21 protein-coding genes are annotated in these 20328 nt (G+C 52.5%); 15 read left to right on the forward strand and 6 right to left on the reverse strand.

Annotated elements, in window-relative coordinates; genetic code table 11:
* The 9 genes from fmt (at position 1) to spoVM (ending at position 8670) form a co-directional block, all read left to right on the forward strand.
* Entirely contained in the window at positions 1 to 945 is a 945-nt protein-coding gene (gene fmt, locus AC0LWF_RS03155; RefSeq protein ID WP_474650093.1) for a methionyl-tRNA formyltransferase, read from the forward strand.
* A complete protein-coding gene (rsmB, locus tag AC0LWF_RS03160; RefSeq protein ID WP_474650094.1) occupies positions 942 to 2450 on the forward strand; it encodes a 16S rRNA (cytosine(967)-C(5))-methyltransferase RsmB in 1509 nt (502 codons plus the stop codon). Before fmt ends, rsmB begins: the two co-directional genes overlap by 4 nt.
* A gap of 132 nt (positions 2451 to 2582) precedes the next feature.
* Positions 2583 to 3629 carry a dual-specificity RNA methyltransferase RlmN gene (gene rlmN / locus AC0LWF_RS03165; RefSeq protein WP_474650095.1) on the forward strand — a complete coding sequence of 349 codons (1047 nt, stop codon included), beginning with the start codon at positions 2583 to 2585 and terminating at the stop codon, positions 3627 to 3629.
* Between the two features lie 6 nt (positions 3630 to 3635).
* A complete protein-coding gene (locus AC0LWF_RS03170; protein WP_474650096.1) occupies positions 3636 to 4394 on the forward strand; it encodes a Stp1/IreP family PP2C-type Ser/Thr phosphatase in 759 nt (252 codons plus the stop codon).
* A gap of 5 nt (positions 4395 to 4399) precedes the next feature.
* Entirely contained in the window at positions 4400 to 6574 is a 2175-nt protein-coding gene (pknB, locus tag AC0LWF_RS03175) for a Stk1 family PASTA domain-containing Ser/Thr kinase (protein ID WP_474650097.1), read from the forward strand.
* Positions 6495 to 7490 (forward strand): ribosome small subunit-dependent GTPase A, encoded by a 996-nt coding sequence (rsgA, locus tag AC0LWF_RS03180; protein ID WP_474650098.1) that lies wholly within the window; start codon positions 6495 to 6497, stop codon positions 7488 to 7490. The genes pknB and rsgA overlap by 80 nt, the downstream gene beginning before the upstream one ends.
* A gap of 1 nt (position 7491) precedes the next feature.
* Complete coding sequence (gene rpe / locus AC0LWF_RS03185; protein ID WP_474650099.1) at positions 7492 to 8136, forward strand: ribulose-phosphate 3-epimerase; 645 nt, start codon at positions 7492 to 7494, stop codon at positions 8134 to 8136.
* 12 nt (positions 8137 to 8148) lie between these two features.
* A complete protein-coding gene (locus tag AC0LWF_RS03190) occupies positions 8149 to 8421 on the forward strand; it encodes a hypothetical protein (protein ID WP_474650100.1) in 273 nt (90 codons plus the stop codon).
* A 168-nt stretch (positions 8422 to 8589) separates the two neighbouring features.
* Positions 8590 to 8670 (forward strand): stage V sporulation protein SpoVM, encoded by an 81-nt coding sequence (gene spoVM / locus AC0LWF_RS03195; protein ID WP_010345573.1) that lies wholly within the window; start codon positions 8590 to 8592, stop codon positions 8668 to 8670.
* Between the two features lie 113 nt (positions 8671 to 8783).
* On the opposite strand, the gene rpmB is transcribed toward spoVM, so the two are convergent.
* On the reverse strand, positions 8784 to 8972 hold the full coding sequence (rpmB, locus tag AC0LWF_RS03200) for a 50S ribosomal protein L28 (RefSeq protein WP_090573085.1): 189 nt from the start codon (positions 8970 to 8972) through the stop codon (positions 8784 to 8786).
* Positions 8973 to 9192: 220 nt separating this feature from the next.
* On the opposite strand from rpmB, the gene AC0LWF_RS03205 reads away from it, so the two are divergent.
* The 5 genes from AC0LWF_RS03205 to AC0LWF_RS03225 all read left to right on the forward strand — a co-directional run bounded on the left by AC0LWF_RS03205 (position 9193) and on the right by AC0LWF_RS03225 (position 14708).
* Positions 9193 to 9552 (forward strand): Asp23/Gls24 family envelope stress response protein, encoded by a 360-nt coding sequence (locus tag AC0LWF_RS03205; protein WP_090573086.1) that lies wholly within the window; start codon positions 9193 to 9195, stop codon positions 9550 to 9552.
* 16 nt (positions 9553 to 9568) lie between these two features.
* A complete protein-coding gene (locus AC0LWF_RS03210) occupies positions 9569 to 11413 on the forward strand; it encodes a DAK2 domain-containing protein (RefSeq protein WP_474650101.1) in 1845 nt (614 codons plus the stop codon).
* A gap of 12 nt (positions 11414 to 11425) precedes the next feature.
* Positions 11426 to 12286, forward strand: coding sequence for a DegV family protein (locus tag AC0LWF_RS03215; protein WP_474650102.1), 861 nt, complete (start codon positions 11426 to 11428; stop codon positions 12284 to 12286).
* Between the two features lie 10 nt (positions 12287 to 12296).
* Positions 12297 to 14345, forward strand: coding sequence for an ATP-dependent DNA helicase RecG (gene recG, locus AC0LWF_RS03220; RefSeq protein WP_474650103.1), 2049 nt, complete (start codon positions 12297 to 12299; stop codon positions 14343 to 14345).
* Between the two features lie 75 nt (positions 14346 to 14420).
* Positions 14421 to 14708 (forward strand): stage VI sporulation protein F, encoded by a 288-nt coding sequence (locus tag AC0LWF_RS03225; RefSeq protein WP_090573090.1) that lies wholly within the window; start codon positions 14421 to 14423, stop codon positions 14706 to 14708.
* Between the two features lie 41 nt (positions 14709 to 14749).
* Here the strand turns inward: AC0LWF_RS03225 and AC0LWF_RS03230 are convergent, their stop codons facing one another.
* Complete coding sequence (locus tag AC0LWF_RS03230) at positions 14750 to 15427, reverse strand: SOS response-associated peptidase (RefSeq protein ID WP_474650104.1); 678 nt, start codon at positions 15425 to 15427, stop codon at positions 14750 to 14752.
* Positions 15428 to 15550: 123 nt separating this feature from the next.
* Between AC0LWF_RS03230 and AC0LWF_RS03235 the strand changes: the two genes are divergently transcribed.
* On the forward strand, positions 15551 to 16843 hold the full coding sequence (locus AC0LWF_RS03235) for a DUF2515 family protein (protein WP_474650105.1): 1293 nt from the start codon (positions 15551 to 15553) through the stop codon (positions 16841 to 16843).
* 54 nt (positions 16844 to 16897) lie between these two features.
* Here AC0LWF_RS03235 and mtnB read toward each other — a convergent pair whose 3' ends face one another.
* From mtnB to proC, 4 genes are read right to left on the reverse strand one after another with little or no spacing between them, the layout of a single operon-like run.
* On the reverse strand, positions 16898 to 17548 hold the full coding sequence (gene mtnB / locus AC0LWF_RS03240; RefSeq protein WP_474650106.1) for a methylthioribulose 1-phosphate dehydratase: 651 nt from the start codon (positions 17546 to 17548) through the stop codon (positions 16898 to 16900).
* 2 nt (positions 17549 to 17550) lie between these two features.
* On the reverse strand, positions 17551 to 18210 hold the full coding sequence (locus AC0LWF_RS03245; protein ID WP_474650107.1) for a 2-hydroxy-3-keto-5-methylthiopentenyl-1-phosphate phosphatase: 660 nt from the start codon (positions 18208 to 18210) through the stop codon (positions 17551 to 17553).
* Entirely contained in the window at positions 18210 to 19445 is a 1236-nt protein-coding gene (locus AC0LWF_RS03250; RefSeq protein WP_474650108.1) for a 2,3-diketo-5-methylthiopentyl-1-phosphate enolase, read from the reverse strand. The genes AC0LWF_RS03245 and AC0LWF_RS03250 overlap by 1 nt, the downstream gene beginning before the upstream one ends.
* Complete coding sequence (gene proC / locus AC0LWF_RS03255) at positions 19442 to 20323, reverse strand: pyrroline-5-carboxylate reductase (protein WP_474650109.1); 882 nt, start codon at positions 20321 to 20323, stop codon at positions 19442 to 19444. The genes AC0LWF_RS03250 and proC overlap by 4 nt, the downstream gene beginning before the upstream one ends.
* Positions 20324 to 20328: the final 5 nt, after the last annotated feature.

A 20328-nucleotide genomic window follows, 5' to 3' on the forward strand; every position in this document is an offset into this window, starting at 1 on the left:
ATGCGCATCGTGTTTATGGGTACACCTGAGTTCGCGGTTCCATCACTTACAGCGATCTTGGAAGAAGGACATACGGTTGAACTAGTCGTCACACAACCAGATCGGCCCAAAGGCCGCAAAAAAACGTTGACGCCGCCTCCGGTTAAGGATGCGGCGCTTCTGCGCGGTTTGCCTGTTGCGCAGCCTGAGCGTCTTCGCAAATCAGATACCGTTGACCAAATCGCAGCGATTAAGCCGGATTTGATTGTTACAGCTGCTTACGGACAAATTTTGCCGAAAGCGGTACTCGAGATTCCACGCTTAGGCTGCATCAATGTACACGGTTCGCTGCTGCCGAAGTATCGCGGTGGCGCTCCGATACAACGATCCATTATTAATGGCGAGACCGTGACGGGCGTCACGATTATGTATATGGCGGAAGGTCTCGATACCGGCGATATGATCAGCGTCGTGGAAGTGCCTATCTCTGATGAGGATACGTCGGGCTCCTTGTTTGAGAAGCTAACGATTGCGGGCGCGCAGCTGCTGCGCGAGACACTGCCGAGCATTGAAGCAGGGACCGTTCAAGCCGTTCCGCAAAATGATGACGAAGCGACATATGCCCCGAACCTGACAAGGGAAGATGAGCGAATTGATTGGAGCCGATCGGCACAGCAGATCTATAACCAGGTTCGCGGGCTGTCGCCGATGGCAGGCGGCTTTACGATCTGGAACGGCGAGCCGTTCAAAGTATGGGGCTGCAAGCCGGTAAGCCAGAGCCGTGCCGTTGTTAAGCCGGGTACGGTACTCGAAACGACAGACGCAGGCATTATCGTGCAGACCGGTGAAGACACGCTTCTACTAACGGTTATTCAACCAGCAGGGAAGAAAGCGATGAACGTCGTGGAATGGCTGAAAGGTGCGCGTCTTGAGACGGGCACGGTATTCGGCGGAGGTGAAGCGTGAGCGGGCGGGACAAGCAAGGAAGCGGCGGACCTGTTAGTGTGAAGCCTGGTGGAGGCGCTGGCACTGGAGCTTCGCGAGGTATTCGCAACAAGAAGCCACAGCAACAGCAGAAGCAACAGCAGCCTCAGCGCAAGAAGACTGCACGCGAAGTCGCGCTTGATACGCTCGTAAAAGTCGCAGAAGCCGGTGCGTACAGCAATTTGCAGCTCAATCGTGCGCTGCAAGATGCGCAGCTGTCGCGTCAGGACGCGGGGCTTGCAACAGAGCTGGTGTATGGCACGATTCAGCACCAGCGGCTGCTCGACGAGCGACTCAGTGAGCTTGTGACGAAGGGCTTCAACAAGCTGACGCCTTGGGTTCTCGTGCTGCTGCGGATGAGCGCGTATCAGCTTTTGATGCTTGACCGGATTCCACCGCATGCAGCCGTCAACGAAGCGGTTGTCATTGCGAAGCGTCGCGGTCATAGCGGAATTTCAGGCATGATTAACGGCGTACTTCGCAACATGGAGCGCAGCTTGGCGGAGCTCAAGAAGCCGCTTGAGATCGCTGATCCTGTGAAGCGGATCGGCATCACCTATTCTTATCCAGATTGGCTAGTGAAACGCTGGATTGGCAGCTATGGCGAAGCGGTAACCGAGCAAATCTGCGCGGCGGGCAATGAGCCCCCACACAATAGCGTGCGCGTGAATCCGCTGCGTCTATCTCGTGACAAGGCGATCGCGATGCTAACTGAATCCAGTGGCGGCGAAGCATTAGCAGAGCCTTCGAGGCTGTCCGAGCATGCGCTTATTGTAAGCGGCGCGGGCAACCTGGCGGGAACCGATGGCTATCGCAACGGGCTGTGGTCGCTGCAAGACGAGAGCTCGATGCTCGTCGCAGAAGTGTGCGCGCCGAAGCCGGGCATGAAGGTGCTCGATTGCTGCGCTGCTCCTGGCGGGAAGACGACACATCTGGCAGAGCTGATGGAAGACCGCGGACAGGTCATCGCCAACGACGTGCACCCGCATAAGAAGCAGCTTATCGAAGAGCAAGCGACGCGGCTCGGTCTGACCTCCGTGCAGGCGGTGACTGGCGATGCGGCTGAGCTAGCGACTAGATTCGAGCAGAGCAGCTTCGATGTGGTGCTTCTTGATGCGCCTTGCTCTGGCTTTGGCGTCATCCGGCGAAAGCCGGAGATCAAATGGACGAAGAGCGCCGAGGATGTCCAGTCAATAGCCGCACTTCAGGAGCAGCTTATAGATGAGGCGGCGAAGCTCGTTCGTCCGGGCGGCACGCTCGTGTACAGCACGTGTACAATCGAGCGTGAAGAGAATGAACACCAAGTGGCGAAGTTTCTGGAGCGCCATGCAGATTACAAGCTCGACGCAGAATGGCCGGCGCAAGTGCTTCGTTCTTTGCAAGAGGGGAATGCCTTAGCTGAGCCGTTCAGCGGCATGTTGCAGCTGCTGCCGCAGCAGTTCGGCAGCGACGGATTTTTTATCGCGCGAATGACTCGTCAGTTGTAGCAAGCAAATAACGCCCATGACAGCACAAAGTGGTCTGTTATGGGCGTTTGTGGTAATATAATCGAAAGGCGCGAACCTCGCAGCTTCATGCTTGGCAGCGTCAATATTTTCTAAAGAAACAGGTGTAACCCGATGAAACCAATCATCTATGACTATACGCTAGAGCAAATTCAAGACTGGATGAAAGAAAACGGCGAGTCCGCATTCCGCGGCACTCAGCTGTTCGAGTGGCTCTATGTGAAACGCGTGAAGAACTTTGAAGAGATGAGCAATCTCTCGAAGGGTCTTCGTCAGAAGCTCGACGAGCATTTCCAATTCGTCACGCTAACTGAAATTACCCGCTTTGAATCGAAAGACGGAACGATCAAATTTCTATTCGGTTTGCATGACAACCATGCGATCGAGACCGTTATTATGCGGCACAGCTACGGCAACAGCATCTGCGTCACGACGCAGGTCGGCTGCCGGATCGGCTGCACATTCTGCGCATCAACCCTCGGCGGCTTGAAGCGTAACCTGACAGCAGGTGAAATTGTCGCTCAGGTTGTCGTCGCACAGCAGCTGCTTGATGCAACGAATGAACGTGTTTCGAGCATCGTCATCATGGGCTCTGGCGAGCCGTTCGAGAATTATGATGCTACGATGACATTCCTTCGTCTCATGATCCACGACAAAGGGCTCAACATTGGCCAGCGCCACATTACGGTATCGACAAGCGGTATCGTGCCGAGCATGTACAAATTCGCTGAGGAGAACACACAGATTAACCTCGCGATCTCGATTCATGCACCGAACGACAAGCTTCGCTCTAAGCTGATGCCGGTTAACCGCCGCTTCCCATTCGAAGAAGTGATGGAGGCTTGCCGGAACTACATCGCGAAGACTGGACGACGCATCACGTTCGAATACGCTTTGATCGGCGGCGTGAATGATCAGAGCGAGCACGCCGAAGAGCTTGCGCAAGTGCTCAAGGGCATGCTTTGCCATGTAAACCTCATTCCGGTCAACCATGTACCGGAGCGGGATTATGTGCGTACACCGCGTGAACAGATTTTTGAGTTCCACCGCATCTTGGAGAAGAACAAAATTAATGCAACAATCCGCAGAGAACAAGGCCATGACATCGCAGCGGCATGCGGACAGCTTCGTGCTAAACATATGGAGTCTACGGCGGGGTGATGAGTTGTGATAATCGCTTATCGAAGTGATGTTGGGCGAATTCGAACAATTAACGAGGACACAGCGTGGTCGGAACATTTGGTTGATTCCGGCCTTGCCTTGGCGATTGTTGCCGACGGCATGGGCGGCCATAAAGCTGGCGAGGTTGCCAGCGGGCTCGCTGTCGATACATTCCGGGAAGCTATGGAAGACATTTCTGCCTCGCTTACGCTGGAAGAGCGTAAAACATTAATGAGCCAAGCGATTTTGCAAGCGAATGAAGCTGTTTATGAAGCAGCTTCGAGCAACGAGCAGTACCATAATATGGGTACGACGGTCGTTGCAGCACTTATTCAAGATGATAATGCAGTTATTGGTCATATCGGCGACAGCCGGGTTTATAAATGGCGGGACCAAGTGCTTACACAATTGACAGATGATCATACCCTTGTCAATGAGCTTGTGAAGTCCGGTCAAATTACGCTTGAAGAAGCGGCAACACATCCGCGCCGTAATGTCATTACGCGAGCTCTCGGTACAGATGAGCAAGTGGAAGTAGACATTATTTGCACAGGCTGGCGTGAAGACGATGTGCTAATGCTGTGCAGCGATGGGTTGACGACGATGGTCAGTCCTTCCGAAATCATAGGTACCTTGGAGCAGAATGAATTAAGCTTGGATCAGAAGGCTGATAAGCTCTTACAGCTTGCACTGCAAGCCGGCGGAGACGATAATATCACGGTCATTCTGCTGCATCATGCCGAAGACACAAAGCAAGAGGAGTGATCGACATGATAGGACATGAACTCGGCGGACGTTACGAAATTATTACCCGTATTGGCGGGGGCGGCATGGCGCTCGTTTACAAGGCGCAAGATATTCTGCTGAACCGCAACGTTGCTGTAAAGATATTGCGACAGCAATTTGTGCATGACGAAGAATTTATTCGCCGTTTCAGACGCGAGGCGCAATCGGCTGCCGCGCTGTCTCATCCCAATGTCGTCAGTATTTACGACGTTGGGCAGGAAGACGATACGCATTATATCGTCATGGAATATGTTGAAGGCAACAATTTGAACGAAATGATTAAAGAGCGGGCGCCGCTTCAGGCGGATGAGGCTGTTCGGATAGCGACTCAAATTTGCGATGCACTTGATCATGCGCATCATAACCAAATTATTCATCGCGATATTAAGCCGCATAACATTCTCATAGGCAAGAACGGTCGCGTCAAAGTAACGGACTTCGGTATTGCGCGTGCAGTGACGTCCTCGACGATTACGCAGACGGGTTCGGTAGTAGGATCGGTGCACTATTTCTCGCCTGAGCATGCAAAGGGTGTCGTTACCGGTGAGAAGTCCGATCTGTACTCGCTCGGTATCGTTCTTTACCAGATGGTTACGGGAAAGCTGCCGTTCCTTGGTGAGAGCCCGATCAGCGTCGCGCTGAAGCATTTGCAGGAAACCTTTGCGGAGCCGCGAACGCTTAACCCGTACATACCGCAAAGCGTGGAGAACGTTATTCTCCGGGCGATGCGTAAAAATCCGAATGAGCGTTACTCTTCGGCCTCAGAAATGCTGAGCGATCTCGAAACAGCACTTCAGCCAGAGCGGCTGACAGAACCGAAGATTACGTTCGGCAATCCGGATTTCGATGAAACGCGCGTCATGCCTGCGATCCGGGGCAGCATTGCAGACAAGCTCGCTGCTCCCTCTGCAGCTTCGAAGACGGAGCCAGTGGAGACCGCACAGATTTCTGCGAAATCGGATGAAGACGGCGATAAGGCTGACCGCTGGAACTCCGATGGACTTGGTGAACCACGTAAGAAAAGATGGGTCAAGCCTGTCGTTACCGTACTCGTTACGTTCCTCGTTATTGCTCTGGTTTATTGGGGAGCAATGAAAGTGATCAGTTGGTTTGACATTAAGGAAGTCGACGTGCCGTATGTCGTGAACATGACGGAGACAGAGGCGCGGACGACACTTGAAGCAGCTGGCCTGAAGGTTGAGGAGCCGTCGATTTACACTGATAAAGAAGACGTGGCCAAAGATATTGTTTACGAGCAATCGAAGCCGAATCAGCGTGTGAAGGTTGGTTCGTTTATCAAGCTCTACGTCAGCAAGGGGCCGAAGCTCGAAACGGTCAGCGATTATAAAGGCAAGAGCTACGAGGATTCGTATAATACGCTCGTTAGCCTTGGTGTAGCTGAAGAGAATATTGAGAAACATGAAGTGTTCAGCGATGAGACGCCGGGAATCATTCTGGAACAAACGCCGGCTTCAGGTGAGCAGTACGATCCGAAGACTGCGAAATTCAGCTTCACGGTAAGCCAAGGCAAAGAGACGTTCCCGATGCCGAAGCTGCTTGACTTGACCGAGAAACAAGCGATTGCTCTCTTGAAGTCGAAGGATCTCAAGATCAATGAAGCAGACATCGTTCGGGAGCCAAGCTATAAACCGGAAGGAACGGTTATCGCACAGTATCCGTTTGATCCGCAGGCGCCAGTATCAGCTGGGGAAGCGATCACGTTGACTGTCAGCTCCGGCTTGCCGCAGGAAGCGCTCGAATATACGTTCAATATCGTCATTTCGCCAGCAGTTGCGGGCAAAACGAGCGAGATTCGGATTACGTATACCGATGCGCGCGGCGAGAATATTGAATGGGGCAAACGCAAAATCAAAGATACTCAGACGTTCCCGGTTAAGGTCGTTCTGAGCCCGAATACAGAAGCAAGTGTAACAATCTATCGAGATAAGCAGTTTACCGATACGTTCTCCAAGACGTATGAGGATGTGAAGTCGGGAGCTGATGGGGCGCCGGAAACGGTTCCAGGTACCGAAATGCCGCCGGCCGATCAGCCGGCACAAACCGAGGAGAGTCCAACTGATGGCAATACGACCACCACAAACGAGCAGCCAGCGAAACCAGAAGACGAGCAGCCGGCTAACCAAACAGCAGAGCAATAATAAAGAACAAACAGGGCGAATTGTCAAAGCATTAAGCGGCTATTATTACGTTCGGCCAATTGATGCAGCTTCGGATGAGCCGACGATACAGTGTAGAGCACGCGGCATATTCAAGAAGAGGGGCGAATCGCCCCTCGTAGGCGATATCGTGGAGTTCGAAGAGACGGAGAACGGCGAAGGCGCTGTGAATTCGATCTCGACTCGTACTTCAGAGCTTATTCGCCCGCCTGTTGCGAATATTGATCTGGCTGTTCTCGTTTTCTCGGTGACCGAGCCGACGCTTAATCTGCAGCTGCTCGATAAGTTCCTCGTTCATATTGAGCATGCCGGCATTAACGCGGTGCTATGCCTCAGCAAGCAGGATTTAACGGAAGATGGCGAAGAAACGGAAGAAGCGCGTCAAGCATTAAGCGACGTGCTGCGCGTTTACGAGCCGATCGGCTACGAAGTGCTTGTGACCAGCTCCAAGCAAGGCGAAGGGACGACAGCCTTATCTGAGCGGCTGAAAGGGCATCTTGCGGTGTTCGCGGGCCAATCCGGTGTAGGCAAGTCGTCGCTCCTCAACGCTCTTGTTCCGGGTCTGACACTAGAAACGAATGAAATTAGCAACCGGCTCGGCCGGGGTAAACATACTACACGCCATGTAGAACTTATTGATATTGGCGGCGGCTATGTTGCAGACACACCTGGCTTTAGCCAACTGGATTTTGCCGAGCTTGGCATTGAAGAGCTGGGCAGCTGCTTCAGAGAAATGAAGGAGCTGTCCTCTTCATGCAAATTCCGCGGATGCACTCATCTGCATGAGCCGGATTGTGCCGTGCAAGCTGCACTGGAGAGAGGCGAGATCGCTCCAAGCCGCTACAGCAACTATGAGATCTTCATGGCTGAAATGAAAGATAAAAAGCGGAGGTACTGAAATGTCTATCATTGCACCATCCATTCTGTCGGCGAATTTCGCGACACTTGCAGAAGAGATTAAAGACGTTGAACGTGCCGGTGCCGATTGGATTCACATTGATGTCATGGACGGTCATTTTGTACCGACCTTAACATTTGGGCCGCTCGTCATCGGAGCGGTTCGGCCAGCAACGAAGCTGACGTTCGATGTTCATCTTATGATTGAACGCCCTGAGCTGCACATTGCTTCTTATGTCGCGGCAGGCGCGGACCGGATTACGGTTCATGCGGAAGCTTGTGTCCATTTGCACCGTGTCATCTATCAGATCAAGGAAGCAGGTCTTCCAGCTGGCGTTGCGCTTAATCCGGCGACACCGCTAAACGTGCTGGATCATGTTCTGGACGATCTGGACATGGTACTCATCATGACCGTGAATCCGGGCTTCGGCGGGCAGCAGTTCATTCCACAGTCGGTTCAGAAGCTTCGTCAGCTGCGCACGCTGCTGGAAGCGCGTGGATTAGGCGATATGCTTATCCAGGTGGATGGCGGCATTAATGCGACTACAGCACCGCTTGTGACTGAAGCAGGAGCGAATGTACTCGTGGCTGGCAATGCGGTCTTTTCTGAACTGGACCGGGCAGCTGCTATCGCGGCATTGCGCTAGAGGAGGGACATCGTGGGCGATAATATGAAGAAAGGGCTATGGTTGACCCTATACAGCGCAGGCTGTGGACTCATGCTCTCCATCTTTCCCTTTATGAAAAGCGGCATTAATATGATTTTTTCAGTGCTTGCAATCGTCATAGCCATATTCTATTTCAAAAGGTTCGCATCACTGCGCTCGCGTATCTTTTTCGTGATCTTTGCGCTCTTCTTCTTTATCTTCTTTACTCTTGGCATTGCCGTCATACTCTACACCAAGAATCACTCGCTGCCGTCAGCAGCTTGACCTTGGAACTACTGTCCCGTTATGGAATAGGACAGTTATATTTCGCATAGGATGGTTACATGAACGAACGTTCTTGTAACCTTTTTTATTTGGAAGGTGAGAGAGCTGTTACGGATGGAGTGAACAGAAGTTTTGCTTTGCTAGCAAAACTTTTAGGAGGGGTGGAGCATGAAATTTTATACCATCAAGCTGCCGAAGTTTTTGGGTGGCTTTGTGAAGGCGATTTTGAATACGTTTCAGAAGAACTGAGGCAAGCGCCATCTCGAGGAACGGATCAAGTGGAATGAATCAAGACGAAGTGGCAAGACAAGCAAAAAAGCACCTGATCGAATCAGGTGCTTTTTGTCCATGGCTTTATGCCGTTATACACGAGTAACTTGTCCGGATTTCAGAGCACGAGTGCTGACATAAACGCGTTTTGGCTTACCGTTAACGAGAATTCTAACTTTCTGTACGTTAACGCCCCAAGAGCGGCGGGTTTTGTTGTTAGCGTGCGAGACATTGTTACCTACCCCTGGACCTTTGCCCGTAATGAAACATTTGCGAGACATGGAATACACCTCCCTTGAAGATTCACTGCAAACAAACAGACTCCAATATAATATCACATGTCTATACATTCATCAAGCATTAGCTGAAGACGAATAAAACCTAAGAAAACGCTTATGATGTAGAATATGGTCGAAAAACAGGTGCTGGACTTCAAAAACGTCGTTATTTATAGTACAATGCTATTTAGTCCATAATAATAACGGTGAAGGAGTGGTATCCATGCCTCTGCAGATCAATTCGGAAATCGGAAATGTTTTCATTACGGACCATGTCATCTCCGTCCTGGCCGGTTCGGCGGCTATGGATTGTTATGGACTGGTAGGTATGGCTTCAAGAAAGCAGTTGAAAGACGGCATCGCCGAGCTGCTTGGTCGAGATAACTTGTCGCGCGGTGTGGAAGTCCACCGAGAGAACGATTACTTACACATTGATTTGTACATCATCGTGAGCTACGGCACAAAAATATCCGAGGTCGCACATAACATTCAATCAAAAGTGAAATATGTGATGAATGAGGTTCTCGGCGTCAAAGTAGACGTCGTCAATATTTTTGTCCAAGGCGTACGGGTATCTCGGTAGGAAGGGGTAATTTCGTTTGACTAAACGCTTTATTAACGGCTCGGACTTTATGGGAATGGTACTGAGCGGAGCGGAAAACTTACAGAACAATGTAGAGCGCATTAACGCGCTAAATGTGTTCCCGGTTCCTGATGGCGATACCGGAACGAATATGAATTTAACGATGACCTCTGGCAAACGGGAGCTGCAAAGCAAGCCTTCTCCAGCAGTAGGCAAAGTTGCGGAAGCGCTTTCTAAAGGGTTGTTGATGGGTGCTCGGGGCAACTCGGGTGTTATTTTGTCACAGCTGTTCCGAGGCTTCTCGAAGAGCGTAGGCCAGTTGGAGCAGATTGATACGAATCAGTTTGCCGCTGCTTTGCAGAACGGTGTAGATATGGCGTACAAGGCAGTCGTGAAACCTGTTGAAGGTACGATTCTTACTGTAGCCAAAGATGCAGCGAAGCATGCAGTCTTCTACGCGAAGCGTACGAGTGACATGACAGAGCTGATGACGGAAGTGCTGGAGAAAGCGAATGAGTCGCTTGCCCGCACGCCCGACTTGCTGCCCGTGCTGAAGCAGGTAGGCGTCGTTGACTCCGGCGGTCAAGGTCTTGTGTGCATCTACGAAGGCTTCCTTCGTGCCATGAATGAGGAGCAAGGAATTAATGCCGATTATTCGATTGGAACGGAAGCGGCGTCTCCAGAGCTGTTCAAAGCAGAGAACCCGCTAGCGCCAACTGCAGCTGCACCGACGCCAAAACGTCCGGGTCATGCCAATGCTAGCGCGCAAGCGCGCCTTGAGACCGAAGATATTGAATTCCTGTACGATATGGAGTTCTTCATTAATCGCAAGCTGGGAGAACGCAGTAAACTTCGTTTCGATGAAGCGTTGTTCAAAGGTATGCTCAGCAGAGACGGCGATTCCATTCTCGTTATTGCCGATGATGATATCATTAAAGTTCATGTTCATTCCCGTAAGCCGGGAGATGTACTTAACTACGCACTTCCGTACGGCGAGCTGACGGACATTCACATCTTGAACATGCGTGAGCAGCACCGTGATCTGCTTCACGAAGAGATGGCTGAGCCCAGCAATACAGCAGCTTCCAGCGACACGCTACCTGAGACGGCGATCGTAGAGGAAGCAGCGCTTGGGTTAGCAGTATCCGAAGTGCTGACCGGGACTCAGGCAACTTCTCTCTCCGCAGAGCAAGCGCATGAGTGGGCTCCGTTCGGCATCATCGCAGTGGCGATGGGCGAGGGCATAGGCTCGATCTTCCTCGATAACAATGTTGACGTTGTGCTGTCTGGTGGACAATCCATGAACCCGTCGACAGAAGATTTCGTTAATGCGATTGATTCGCTCGCTGCAGAACATATCTTCTTGCTGCCGAACAATGGCAACATCGTTCTAGCTGCTCAGCAAGCTGCTGAATTGTCTGGTCGTAACGTGACGGTCATCGGGACGAAGACGATTCCTCAAGGTCTTGCCGCTGTGCTGGCGTTCAAGGAAGAAGATACAGCCGAGGAGAATACGGAAGCGATGAATACTGCATCCAAGCATGTCCGTTCCGGACAGGTGACAAATGCGGTTCGCAACACGGAGATTGACGACATAACGATCCAAGAAGGCGATTACATCGGCATCATGGAGAAGTCGATCGTAGCCTCTTCTGCAAGCTTGCAAGAGACATGCCAAGCGCTGCTGACTCGAATGCTTGAGGATGGCGGCGAGCTCGTCACGATTCTGACGGGCGAGCAGGCAAACGCTGCGGAGACGGCGGATTTCATCGCATGGGCGAAGGAAACGTTTGATGATGCTGAGTTTGAAGTGCATGCTGGCGGTCAACCGCTTTATCCATATCTTATTGCAGTGGAATAGGGGGCATGTAGGATGAGCGCAGTCAAAGTCAAAATCATTACGGACAGCACGGCCGATGTGCCAAAACGTGTTCGTGAGCAACTTGGTATCGAGATGGTACCTTTGAAAGTATTGTTTGGAGAAGAGTCGTTTCTTGATACGGTGACGATTACGAACAATGAATTTTATGAGCGTCTGGCAAAGTCAGAAATGCTGCCGAAGACGTCGCAGCCGTCTCCGACGGAATTTATGGAAATGTACGATCGGCAGCTTGCCCAGAAACCGGATCAATCCATTATCTCGATTCATCTATCTTCAGCGCTTAGCGGCACTTATCAGTCCGCGCTTCTGGGCTCGACGCTGCTTGAAACGGCTAATGACATCACTGTGATCGATTCCAAGTCGGCATCTTATGGCTGCGGTATGCTTGTCGTGACGGCTGCCGAGATGGCTGCTGCCGGCGAGTCGAAAGAGCGGATTCTCGCGAAGATTGATGAAATGATCAAGAATCGCAAAATATACTTCTTGCTCGATACGCTAGATTACTTGCAGAAGGGCGGCCGCATTGGCAAAGCTGCTGCATTGTTCGGCTCGATTCTGAACATTAAGCCGATTCTGACGATCGATCAGGAAGGCGAAGTGTCTGCGGTCGATAAAGTGCGAGGCACGAAGAAAGCGATGCAGCGCATTGTGGATCTGTTCAAGCAGGAATACGGCGATGATCCCGTTGAAATGACGGTTGGCTGGACGCACAAGAGCGAGCTAGCGAAGGAGCTTGCAGCTCTTGCGCAGACGCAGCTCAAAGTCGTTACGATAAGACAGACGGAGATCGGCTCCGTTATCGGAACGCATGCTGGCCCTGGCGCAGCTGCGTTATTCATTACGCGAGTGTGAGGTTTGGGAGATGAAGCTGGATGAACTTACAGTCCGGCAAATAAAAGGCGTGAGTGCTCAGAAGGAACAAGAGCTCCACGCCTTTGGCGTTCATACGATCGCTGATTTGCTGGATTACTTTCCGTTTCGGTATGAAGATTACCGCATTCGGAACATTGGGGAAACGAAAGACGGAGAAAAAGCGACGTTCGAAGGCAAGATCATGGGAAATCCGCTGCTTCAGCGCTATGGGAAGGCGAAGACGAGGCTCACTTGCAAAATTGCCATCGAGAACGTGCTTATTACGGCAGTTTGGTTTAATCGGCATTTTCTTCAGGAGCAGCTCATTCCTGGTCGTGATATCATCATAACCGGCAAATGGGAGCAGCACCGGCTGCAGATGACAGTGTCAGATTCGGAGTTTCCCGATAAAGGGAAAGCCAAGTCGGGGACGCTTCAATCGGTCTATTCGGTTGGAGGGAGCATCACGCAGCCATGGATGCGCAAAATGATTAATCAGGCGCTCTTGCAATACGGTGCGATGATTGAAGAGATGCTGCCGGTTGAGCTAATAGATAAGCATGGGCTCATGCCTCGCGTCGACGCAATAATGCACATCCACAACCCTGAGGATATCGCAATGGGGCAAGCGGCAAGGCGCAGGCTCGTGTTCGAAGAACTGTTCTTGTTCCAGCTGAAGCTGCAGGCGTACCGCACGATTAATCGTAAACGGCAGGACGGCGTCGCGCATGTCGTTGACGGAGAGTCGATTCGCGTCTTCGTGCGTACGCTGCCTTTTGAACTGACGGATTCGCAGAAGAAGGTGGTCAATGAGATTCTCATTGATATGCGCAACCCATCTTGCATGAATCGGCTGCTGCAAGGCGACGTCGGCTCGGGTAAGACGGTAGTGGCGGCGATAGCGCTGTTTGCCGCGGTGAAAGCGGGCCATCAAGGCGCTCTCATGGTGCCGACGGAGATATTAGCGGAGCAGCATTTCCGCTCGTTACAGAAGCTCCTGGGCGGCGTAGGGCTGCAGGTAGGCTTATTAACGGGCAGCCTGACAGAGAAGCGGCGGCGAGATGTGCTAGCTGGACTGCAAATGGGGCTAATTGATGTCATTGTCGGTACACAGGCCATAATTCAAGAGGGCGTTAATTTCCGCAGCCTTGGTCTCGTCGTTACCGATGAGCAGCACCGATTCGGCGTCAACCAGCGAAGCGTGCTGCGCCGCAAAGGAATGAACCCGGACGTGCTTACGATGACAGCGACGCCGATTCCGAGAACGCTCGCGATTACGGCATTCGGCGATCTGGATGTATCGACGCTGCGCGAGCGCCCGCAAGGACGCAAGGCCATCCAAACGAATTGGGTCAAGCACAATATGCTGGACCGTGTACTTGGCTTTATTCGGCGGGAGGTAGGGGCGGGGCGTCAATGCTACTTCATCTGTCCGCTCATCGAAGAGTCGGACAAGCTCGATGTCCAGAATGCGATTGACCTGCACATTCAAATTCAACAGGCGTTCCCTGATCTGCGTATCGGCTTATTGCATGGCCGACTTACAACGGCGGAGAAAGACGAGGTCATGCGAGCATTCAGCGAGAATGAAGTGCATGTGCTCGTGGCGACGACGGTGGTAGAGGTCGGCGTAGACGTGCCGAATGCGACGCTGATGGTCATTATGGATGCGGAGCGGTTCGGACTCTCGCAGCTGCACCAGCTGCGCGGGCGAGTTGGCCGCGGCTCTCATCAATCGTATTGCGTGCTCATTGCTGATCCGAAGTCGGAGAATGGCCGCGAACGGATGAAGATTATGACCGAGACCGACGATGGCTTCGAAGTATCCAGGAGGGATCTGGAGCTGCGCGGACCCGGCGATTTCTTCGGTACGAAGCAGAGCGGCGTGCCAGACTTTAAGCTGGCCGATATGGCGGCTGACTTCGGGGTGCTTGAGGACGCGCGGGATGATGCGGCAGAGCTGACCGCACGGCCGGATTTTTGGAGTGCGGCGGCATACGCGAGACTGCGCGAGGTGCTTAGGCGCGAGCAACTTTTTCAGGGAGAGCTGTTGGACTAGTTTCTTAAAAGAGCTGGGGCGGCATATAGTACATCGTATGGCTTTTAGAAGCCGGACGGAGGTGCTATATCGAAGATGAGTTACACGAAATACGGCATACGGCCGGATCTGGTCGAGCGTGTGAAAGTAAAGATGAAGAATCCTGTCATCAAGGATCGCGTGAAGATGCTGATCGATGGTGTGACCAAATACGATTTGCAAGACCGGCTCAAGGTACGCAAGCTCGTACGAGCAGCAGCCGGAGTATTGCAGGAGCCGCTCACGGAGCTTCAAGAGGAGCAGCTCATCTCGTTCGTGCTCGGTCAGAAGATCGACCCGAAAAATACGCTGCACTTAATCAAATTATGGGCAATGTTCCGCTAATCTTCGGATTGGCGGTTTTTTTTATTGTCAGGGAGTGTGTATTAGCTCGATAACGGTTCGATGCAGGAGGGGTCGTCATAGCTGACGCTGCCAACGGTCTTCGCGACGGGATAGGCATCCATCAGCTCCGAAGGGAAAGGAATGAGCAGCTTATCAAGCTCCGCACGGGTCTGAATGCGCCGATTCAGCCAGAGGGGCTCGTCCTCTTCTTGAAGGATGACAGGCATCCGATCGTGGATCGGTTCCATTAGCTCGTTCGGCGTTGTCGTCAGGATGGTGCACGTACTTAGCTTGACGCCTTCCGGTGAAACCCACGTATCATACAGCCCTGCCATGCTGAATAGTTTGCGGTCACTTCGCACAATCCGCATCGGCTGTTTACCAGCGAGCGAATCCTGCCGCCAGTCGTAGAATCCGTCTGCTGGAATGATGCAGCGCTTACGACGGATCAACTCACGGAATGCTGGCTTCTCCCAAGCCGTTTCCGCACGTGCGTTGAGCATCTTAGGACCTTTCTTCGGACTGTCTGCCCAAGAAGGGACAAGCCCCCATTTGAGCTCGCCAAGACGGTTCTGTTCCCCATCATTGATAATCGCCATGACCATCTGGCCCGGAGCTACATTGTATTTAGGCTTATGAAAAGGCACATTTGTCTGAGATATGAAATAACGTAGCATAAGCTCTTCCATCGTTATCGTTATCGTATACCGTCCGCACATACGGCTGCACCACTTTCCTCGTTATGTTCGCTTCTTTTCTTCAAGTATACTACGTGCGGCTAATTGAAGGTAGCCAAGCAGATACTACCTTTTAGGCAGATAAAAAGAAGGAGGGAGAGGGAAATGAACCGCCTGCTCAAGATGTTCAAGCTGCTCGCGCAGCTGCCTGCAAAACTGCTAGCGTATGTCGCGATGAAGCAGCGAGCCCGAATGAAGTCCAAGCAGCAATTGCTTCATGCGGAGGCACCGAAATTGCGTCACGAGCTCGTGCGCGAGCTGCGGCATTCGTGGGAATCGCAGTCTAATGAGCAAGTCAATCGCGTGCAAGAATATACGAAGGACGAAAGAGCGCTCATCCATCGAATCCTTCACGAGACGGAGAAGGCCAACCGGAACAACGTAACTCGTACGGAAGCGTACCGGGAAGTTTATTTTCGCTGTCAGGAACTCCATTGGGCGCTGCTCGCACATGTGGTTTCCCGCAATGGCGGCTGGAATATGACGGATTTGCAAGGGGATCTGCTGCCGAGGCTGCTCGATGACGGTCATCGGAAGGATACTTTTCTTCTGCTCGAGCGCGCGAATTCGCTTATTTTTCAAGATGCCTACCCGCAGCTGCTGCTCTATGAAGCGTCATGCAAGGCAGGAAGGGAGCTATTCGATCTGCTGCCTGCTTTTCAAGTATCAGCGTTCATGAAGCCGGTATGGTCGCAATTCTGGCGGCGCAAAAACTCGGCGCTCCTTACGACAGCGCTTATCGTCAATGAACAGCATGTGATAGAGGAGCCGATCATTCAAAGTCCATACTTCAAACAGCATGTGCTTGGTCAGCCTTCCTTTCTGTTTCAATCCCCTTTGCAGACGAATGCGGTGTTCATGCCTTATTGCACGCCTGGCGGTTTAGATAAGAAGCTGGCTGGTCTTATTCTGGAGGACTTCAGCAGCTTGCGTGAGCGCATTGAATTCGGTAAAGGATTGTATGCCATATTATTTGGCGTACCCGAGGTATCGGAGGGGGTTCATGCCTTCGTTCGCGCCGTACCGCACACGGGATCGCGAGCGGATTACGCGCCGCAGATGTTCACGAAGGAGCAGAATACGGCTGTATCATCAGCACCATATACGGAGAAGCTGGAGGGCTGTGGGCTGCGTGCAGGTGCATCGAAGCTAACTAGCCTGGAGCTTGCAGCAGCGTGGGAGGATGTCCCGCTCGCGGTAGCGGATCGGGAAGATTGGTTCGATCAGGTGAAGGATCGTGTGAATCCATATTTCGCCGCCGAGCTGCAATTGCCGGATGTCTTCGAGATGACCGAGGAGCATTGCTATGCGCTGAACAAAATCGAGCTTGCGGTACTAGCTGCTGAGCGGCTGCGGATCGCATTCCAAGAGAGAAGAAAAGGCGATAAAACCAGCTGACGAATGAACGTGCAGCCGGTTTTATCGCCTTTTGTGTTGTTCATTTGCTACTTGCTACGCTCTGCGTTGGAGCAGCTCCCAGCGGTAAACATACTCGAACAGGAATTCGAACGCTTCCAGATGGCGCTTCGCTTCGAATGCGTTCGCGCCCCAAGCGTAGATGCCATGCTTGCGCAGCATAATGCCAGGAATACGAGGATCAAGTCGCTCCGTTACTTCTGGCACGATACTTGGGATATGCGTGAAATTCGAAACGATCGGAATGTCGATATGCGCTTCCTCGTCCCAAATGTTGAATGCTTTGATCAGCTCCACGCCGTCAACAGGGATTGATTTGCGCTCCCAGAACAGCTCTGACACGATGCTATTGAACACGGAATGAATGTGGAAAATTGCACCGGCGCCTGTTTGCCGATAAATCTCACAGTGGATAAGCGTCTCCGCGGAAGGCTTTAACCGTGTTGTCTCGCAAGGCTTGCCCGCTTGGTCAACGAACAGGAAGTCCTCCGGTGTCGAGAGCGACTTGTCCTTACCGCTCGCCGTAATGGCGAAGTGGAATTCGTCTTGTGTGTAATCGCCGACACGAATGGAAAGATTGCCGCTCGTGCCAGGGAACCAGCCGCGGGAAGCGAAGAGGCTCTTCACTTCAGTAAGCTCTGCAAGCGCGCGCTGTTTATCTTCTGTAGCAATTCGTTCAAATGACATCGTTAAGTTGTCGCCTCCTGCAGTTTCAGTACCTGTATAACATCATGGAATGTCTCGAACGGATGGAAAGGAAGTCCGAGCTCCTTGCATTTCAGGATGAGATGAGATCGTGCGAATACAGTATCAACAAGCTTCGCGCCTTCAAAGTCCGTTACGCTGTCGCCGATAATGATGCGCTCATATCGCTCGTCCGGGAAACGGCGGATGATCGTGGGTTTGCACATGCCGCAATCGGTCTTGCATTCGCCTTTGCAAGGATGCGGCCAAGTGATCTCAATCTGTTCGCCAGAGAAATCGCTGCCGTTGCAATAGATATGCTCCTCCGGAATGCCGAATGGCGCAAGCAGTGGATAGACGAAGAAGTCGATTCCCCCGCTCGTGACGTAGAATTCGATGTCGGCAGCTTTGCAGAATTGCAGCAGCTCGGCGAAACCGGAACGAATCTTCGCATTCGAGATTGCGTAGTCCACAACTTCACGCTTCATCGAAGTAGGAAGCAGGCGGAACATTTCGCCAACCCCTTCTCGGATTGTCTTGCGCTGCGCGACGATATCGTTCACAATCGTCTCCCAGCCGGGAGGGTTGAAATGGCGGATAATCGCGACAATGTTATCGTTCTCGGTAATCGTACCGTCGAAATCACAAAAAATAACACGTTTCATTACTCTTTATACCCCCACAATTCAATCGCAGCCTTGAGCGCTTCATTGCCAGGCTGTGCTGCCGCTTCAGGCAGCGTTACGCCTGCGCTTGCCGCTTCAATGGCTTGACGGAACGCATGACCGCCGGCTGCCGTACCCATTGGATGTCCGTGGATGCCGCCGCCTGCGTTCACGACAACCTCTGTGCCGAAGTCGCGCAGGATGAGCGGGACGAGTCCGGGGTGAATCCCAGCCGAAGGGACCGGGAAGCTTGTGCGTACAGGCAATACTGCATCGATGAGCGCGGCTTGAACTGCAAGATTCTCTTCTCTTGGCATGACGACCGAGCCGTATGGTGAAGGGAAGAGGGCGAGATCCGCGCCAGCAAGGCGCATCAGCTTGCCAAGCAAGAGCGGAGCTGCAATGCCATAATGCGGCGATGGATAGAGAGCGCCAGCCATCGCAGGGTGCGCGGCAATCGGCACTGAAATTTCCGGATCGCTGCTTAGCTCATGAAGCACGTCGTAGCCGTAAGCTAAGACGTTGAAGAGCAAGGCGTTGGCGCCTGCTGCAATTGCTCGTTTCGCCTGCGAAGCCAGCTTCGATGTCGGTCCAGTCAAATTCACCGCATAGAGCAGCTTCTGGCCGGTTTCGGCTTCCGCTTGACGTGCTGCTTCCATGCAAGCTTCCACACGTTTCTCAAGCGGTGTCAGCGGGTTCTCGAATAGAATCTCGTCATCCTTGATCAGATCGACGCCGCCGAGCGCTTGCTTGTAGAACTGGTCGCGCAGGTTATGCAGGTCATGACCGATAACGGATTTGAAGATACTCATGAGCAATGGACGCTCATAAACACCAAGCAGATCGCGAATGCCGGAGATGCCGAACTTCGGTCCTGGGAAGGCGGATACGAACTCATTCGAGAAATCTAGATCAAGCAGCTTGATCTTGCCGTCCATGGACAGCTTGCCGAACACCGTTACGAGCAGGGCAGGGAGATCGCGGCTGAAGTTGACGTCAGGGTAAGCGATGCGGATATCCGCATAACGCTCGCCTGGCGCAGCATCGGCTGGTTCATGTGCTTCAACGGAAACGACTCGGCCGAGATGCTTCTCCATCTCTGCTTTGCGTGCTTCGGGAAGCTCCGTCCAACTACCGACTGTAAGTCCTACGGCAATACCAAGCGCTTTTTTCTGAAAATCTGCTTTATCGTCGTGTAGACGATAGGTTGCTATACAAACTGCACCACTACTCATGATGTCGCATTCCTTTCGATTTCTGCGCCCATTTCTGCAGCACGTTCCGCAGCGCGGGCTATTGCGCTGATTACGCCGCCGGAGAAATTGTTCGCATCCAATTTTTCAATTGCCGCATGAGTCGTTCCGTTCGGAGACGTTACTTTGCGGCGCAGTTCTGCCGGATTCTCACCTGTAGCTTTTACCATATGGGCAGCTCCTAGTACGGTTTGAATCGTCAGCTCACGAGCTGCATCCTCCGATAAGCCAAGCTCAGTTCCGGCAGCAATCATTGCTTCCATCAAATAATAGACATACGCAGGGCCGCTGCCCGAAAGTCCAGTGACTACATCTAGCTTTGGCTCCTCAACGACAGCAGTTAAGCCGACAGATTGGAACATCAGCTCCGCGAGCTCACGTTGTGATGCCGTAACAGACGAGGAGAAGCTGACGCCTGTTGCGCCAAGCCCAATCGTGCTTGAAGTGTTCGGCATGGTACGCACGATCGGCATCGGTTTGCCGACCAGAGTCTCGAGCGTCTTTATCGTCATCCCTGCAATGATCGACACGATCATTTGTCCAGGATGAAGCAGCTCGCGGATATTTGAGATCGCTTCTGCTGCGTCCTTAGGCTTCATCGCGAGGAAGACAATATCGGCTTCCCGCAGCATGTCGGCTTTCGCCTCATCATGTGCAGCCGTATGCACGCCATATCGGGAGGAGAGCTCATGAAGCCGGTCAATGTTCGAGCGATTCATCATGCTAACCTGCTGCGGCTCTGTTAAACCGCGGTCCAGCAAGCCTCTTACCATGGCTTCGGCCATTGAGCCTGCGCCGTAGAAACACATTTTGAGCGAGCTGATTTCCTGCACTGCTTCTGCATTCGAAAGTGTTGTCATTGCTT

This window comes from Paenibacillus sp. sgz302114 (assembly GCF_056120345.1).

Excerpts from the sequence above, each read along its gene's own strand:
- rlmN (WP_474650095.1), top strand. The coding sequence starts at position 2,583 with ATGAAACCAATCATCTATGACTATACGCTAGAGCAAATTCAAGACTGG.
- rsgA (WP_474650098.1), top strand. The coding sequence starts at position 6,495 with ATGGCAATACGACCACCACAAACGAGCAGCCAGCGAAACCAGAAGACG.
- spoVM (WP_010345573.1), top strand. The coding sequence starts at position 8,590 with ATGAAATTTTATACCATCAAGCTGCCGAAGTTTTTGGGTGGCTTTGTG.
- fmt (WP_474650093.1), top strand. The coding sequence starts at position 1 with ATGCGCATCGTGTTTATGGGTACACCTGAGTTCGCGGTTCCATCACTT.
- rpe (WP_474650099.1), top strand. The coding sequence starts at position 7,492 with ATGTCTATCATTGCACCATCCATTCTGTCGGCGAATTTCGCGACACTT.
- AC0LWF_RS03245 (WP_474650107.1), bottom strand. The coding sequence starts at position 18,210 with ATGAAACGTGTTATTTTTTGTGATTTCGACGGTACGATTACCGAGAAC.
- AC0LWF_RS03235 (WP_474650105.1), top strand. The coding sequence starts at position 15,551 with ATGAACCGCCTGCTCAAGATGTTCAAGCTGCTCGCGCAGCTGCCTGCA.
- recG (WP_474650103.1), top strand. The coding sequence starts at position 12,297 with ATGAAGCTGGATGAACTTACAGTCCGGCAAATAAAAGGCGTGAGTGCT.
- AC0LWF_RS03230 (WP_474650104.1), bottom strand. The coding sequence starts at position 15,427 with ATGTGCGGACGGTATACGATAACGATAACGATGGAAGAGCTTATGCTA.
- AC0LWF_RS03215 (WP_474650102.1), top strand. The coding sequence starts at position 11,426 with ATGAGCGCAGTCAAAGTCAAAATCATTACGGACAGCACGGCCGATGTG.
- AC0LWF_RS03205 (WP_090573086.1), top strand. The coding sequence starts at position 9,193 with ATGCCTCTGCAGATCAATTCGGAAATCGGAAATGTTTTCATTACGGAC.
- proC (WP_474650109.1), bottom strand. The coding sequence starts at position 20,323 with ATGACAACACTTTCGAATGCAGAAGCAGTGCAGGAAATCAGCTCGCTC.
- AC0LWF_RS03225 (WP_090573090.1), top strand. The coding sequence starts at position 14,421 with ATGAGTTACACGAAATACGGCATACGGCCGGATCTGGTCGAGCGTGTG.
- rpmB (WP_090573085.1), bottom strand. The coding sequence starts at position 8,972 with ATGTCTCGCAAATGTTTCATTACGGGCAAAGGTCCAGGGGTAGGTAAC.
- AC0LWF_RS03250 (WP_474650108.1), bottom strand. The coding sequence starts at position 19,445 with ATGAGTAGTGGTGCAGTTTGTATAGCAACCTATCGTCTACACGACGAT.
- mtnB (WP_474650106.1), bottom strand. The coding sequence starts at position 17,548 with ATGTCATTTGAACGAATTGCTACAGAAGATAAACAGCGCGCGCTTGCA.
- pknB (WP_474650097.1), top strand. The coding sequence starts at position 4,400 with ATGATAGGACATGAACTCGGCGGACGTTACGAAATTATTACCCGTATT.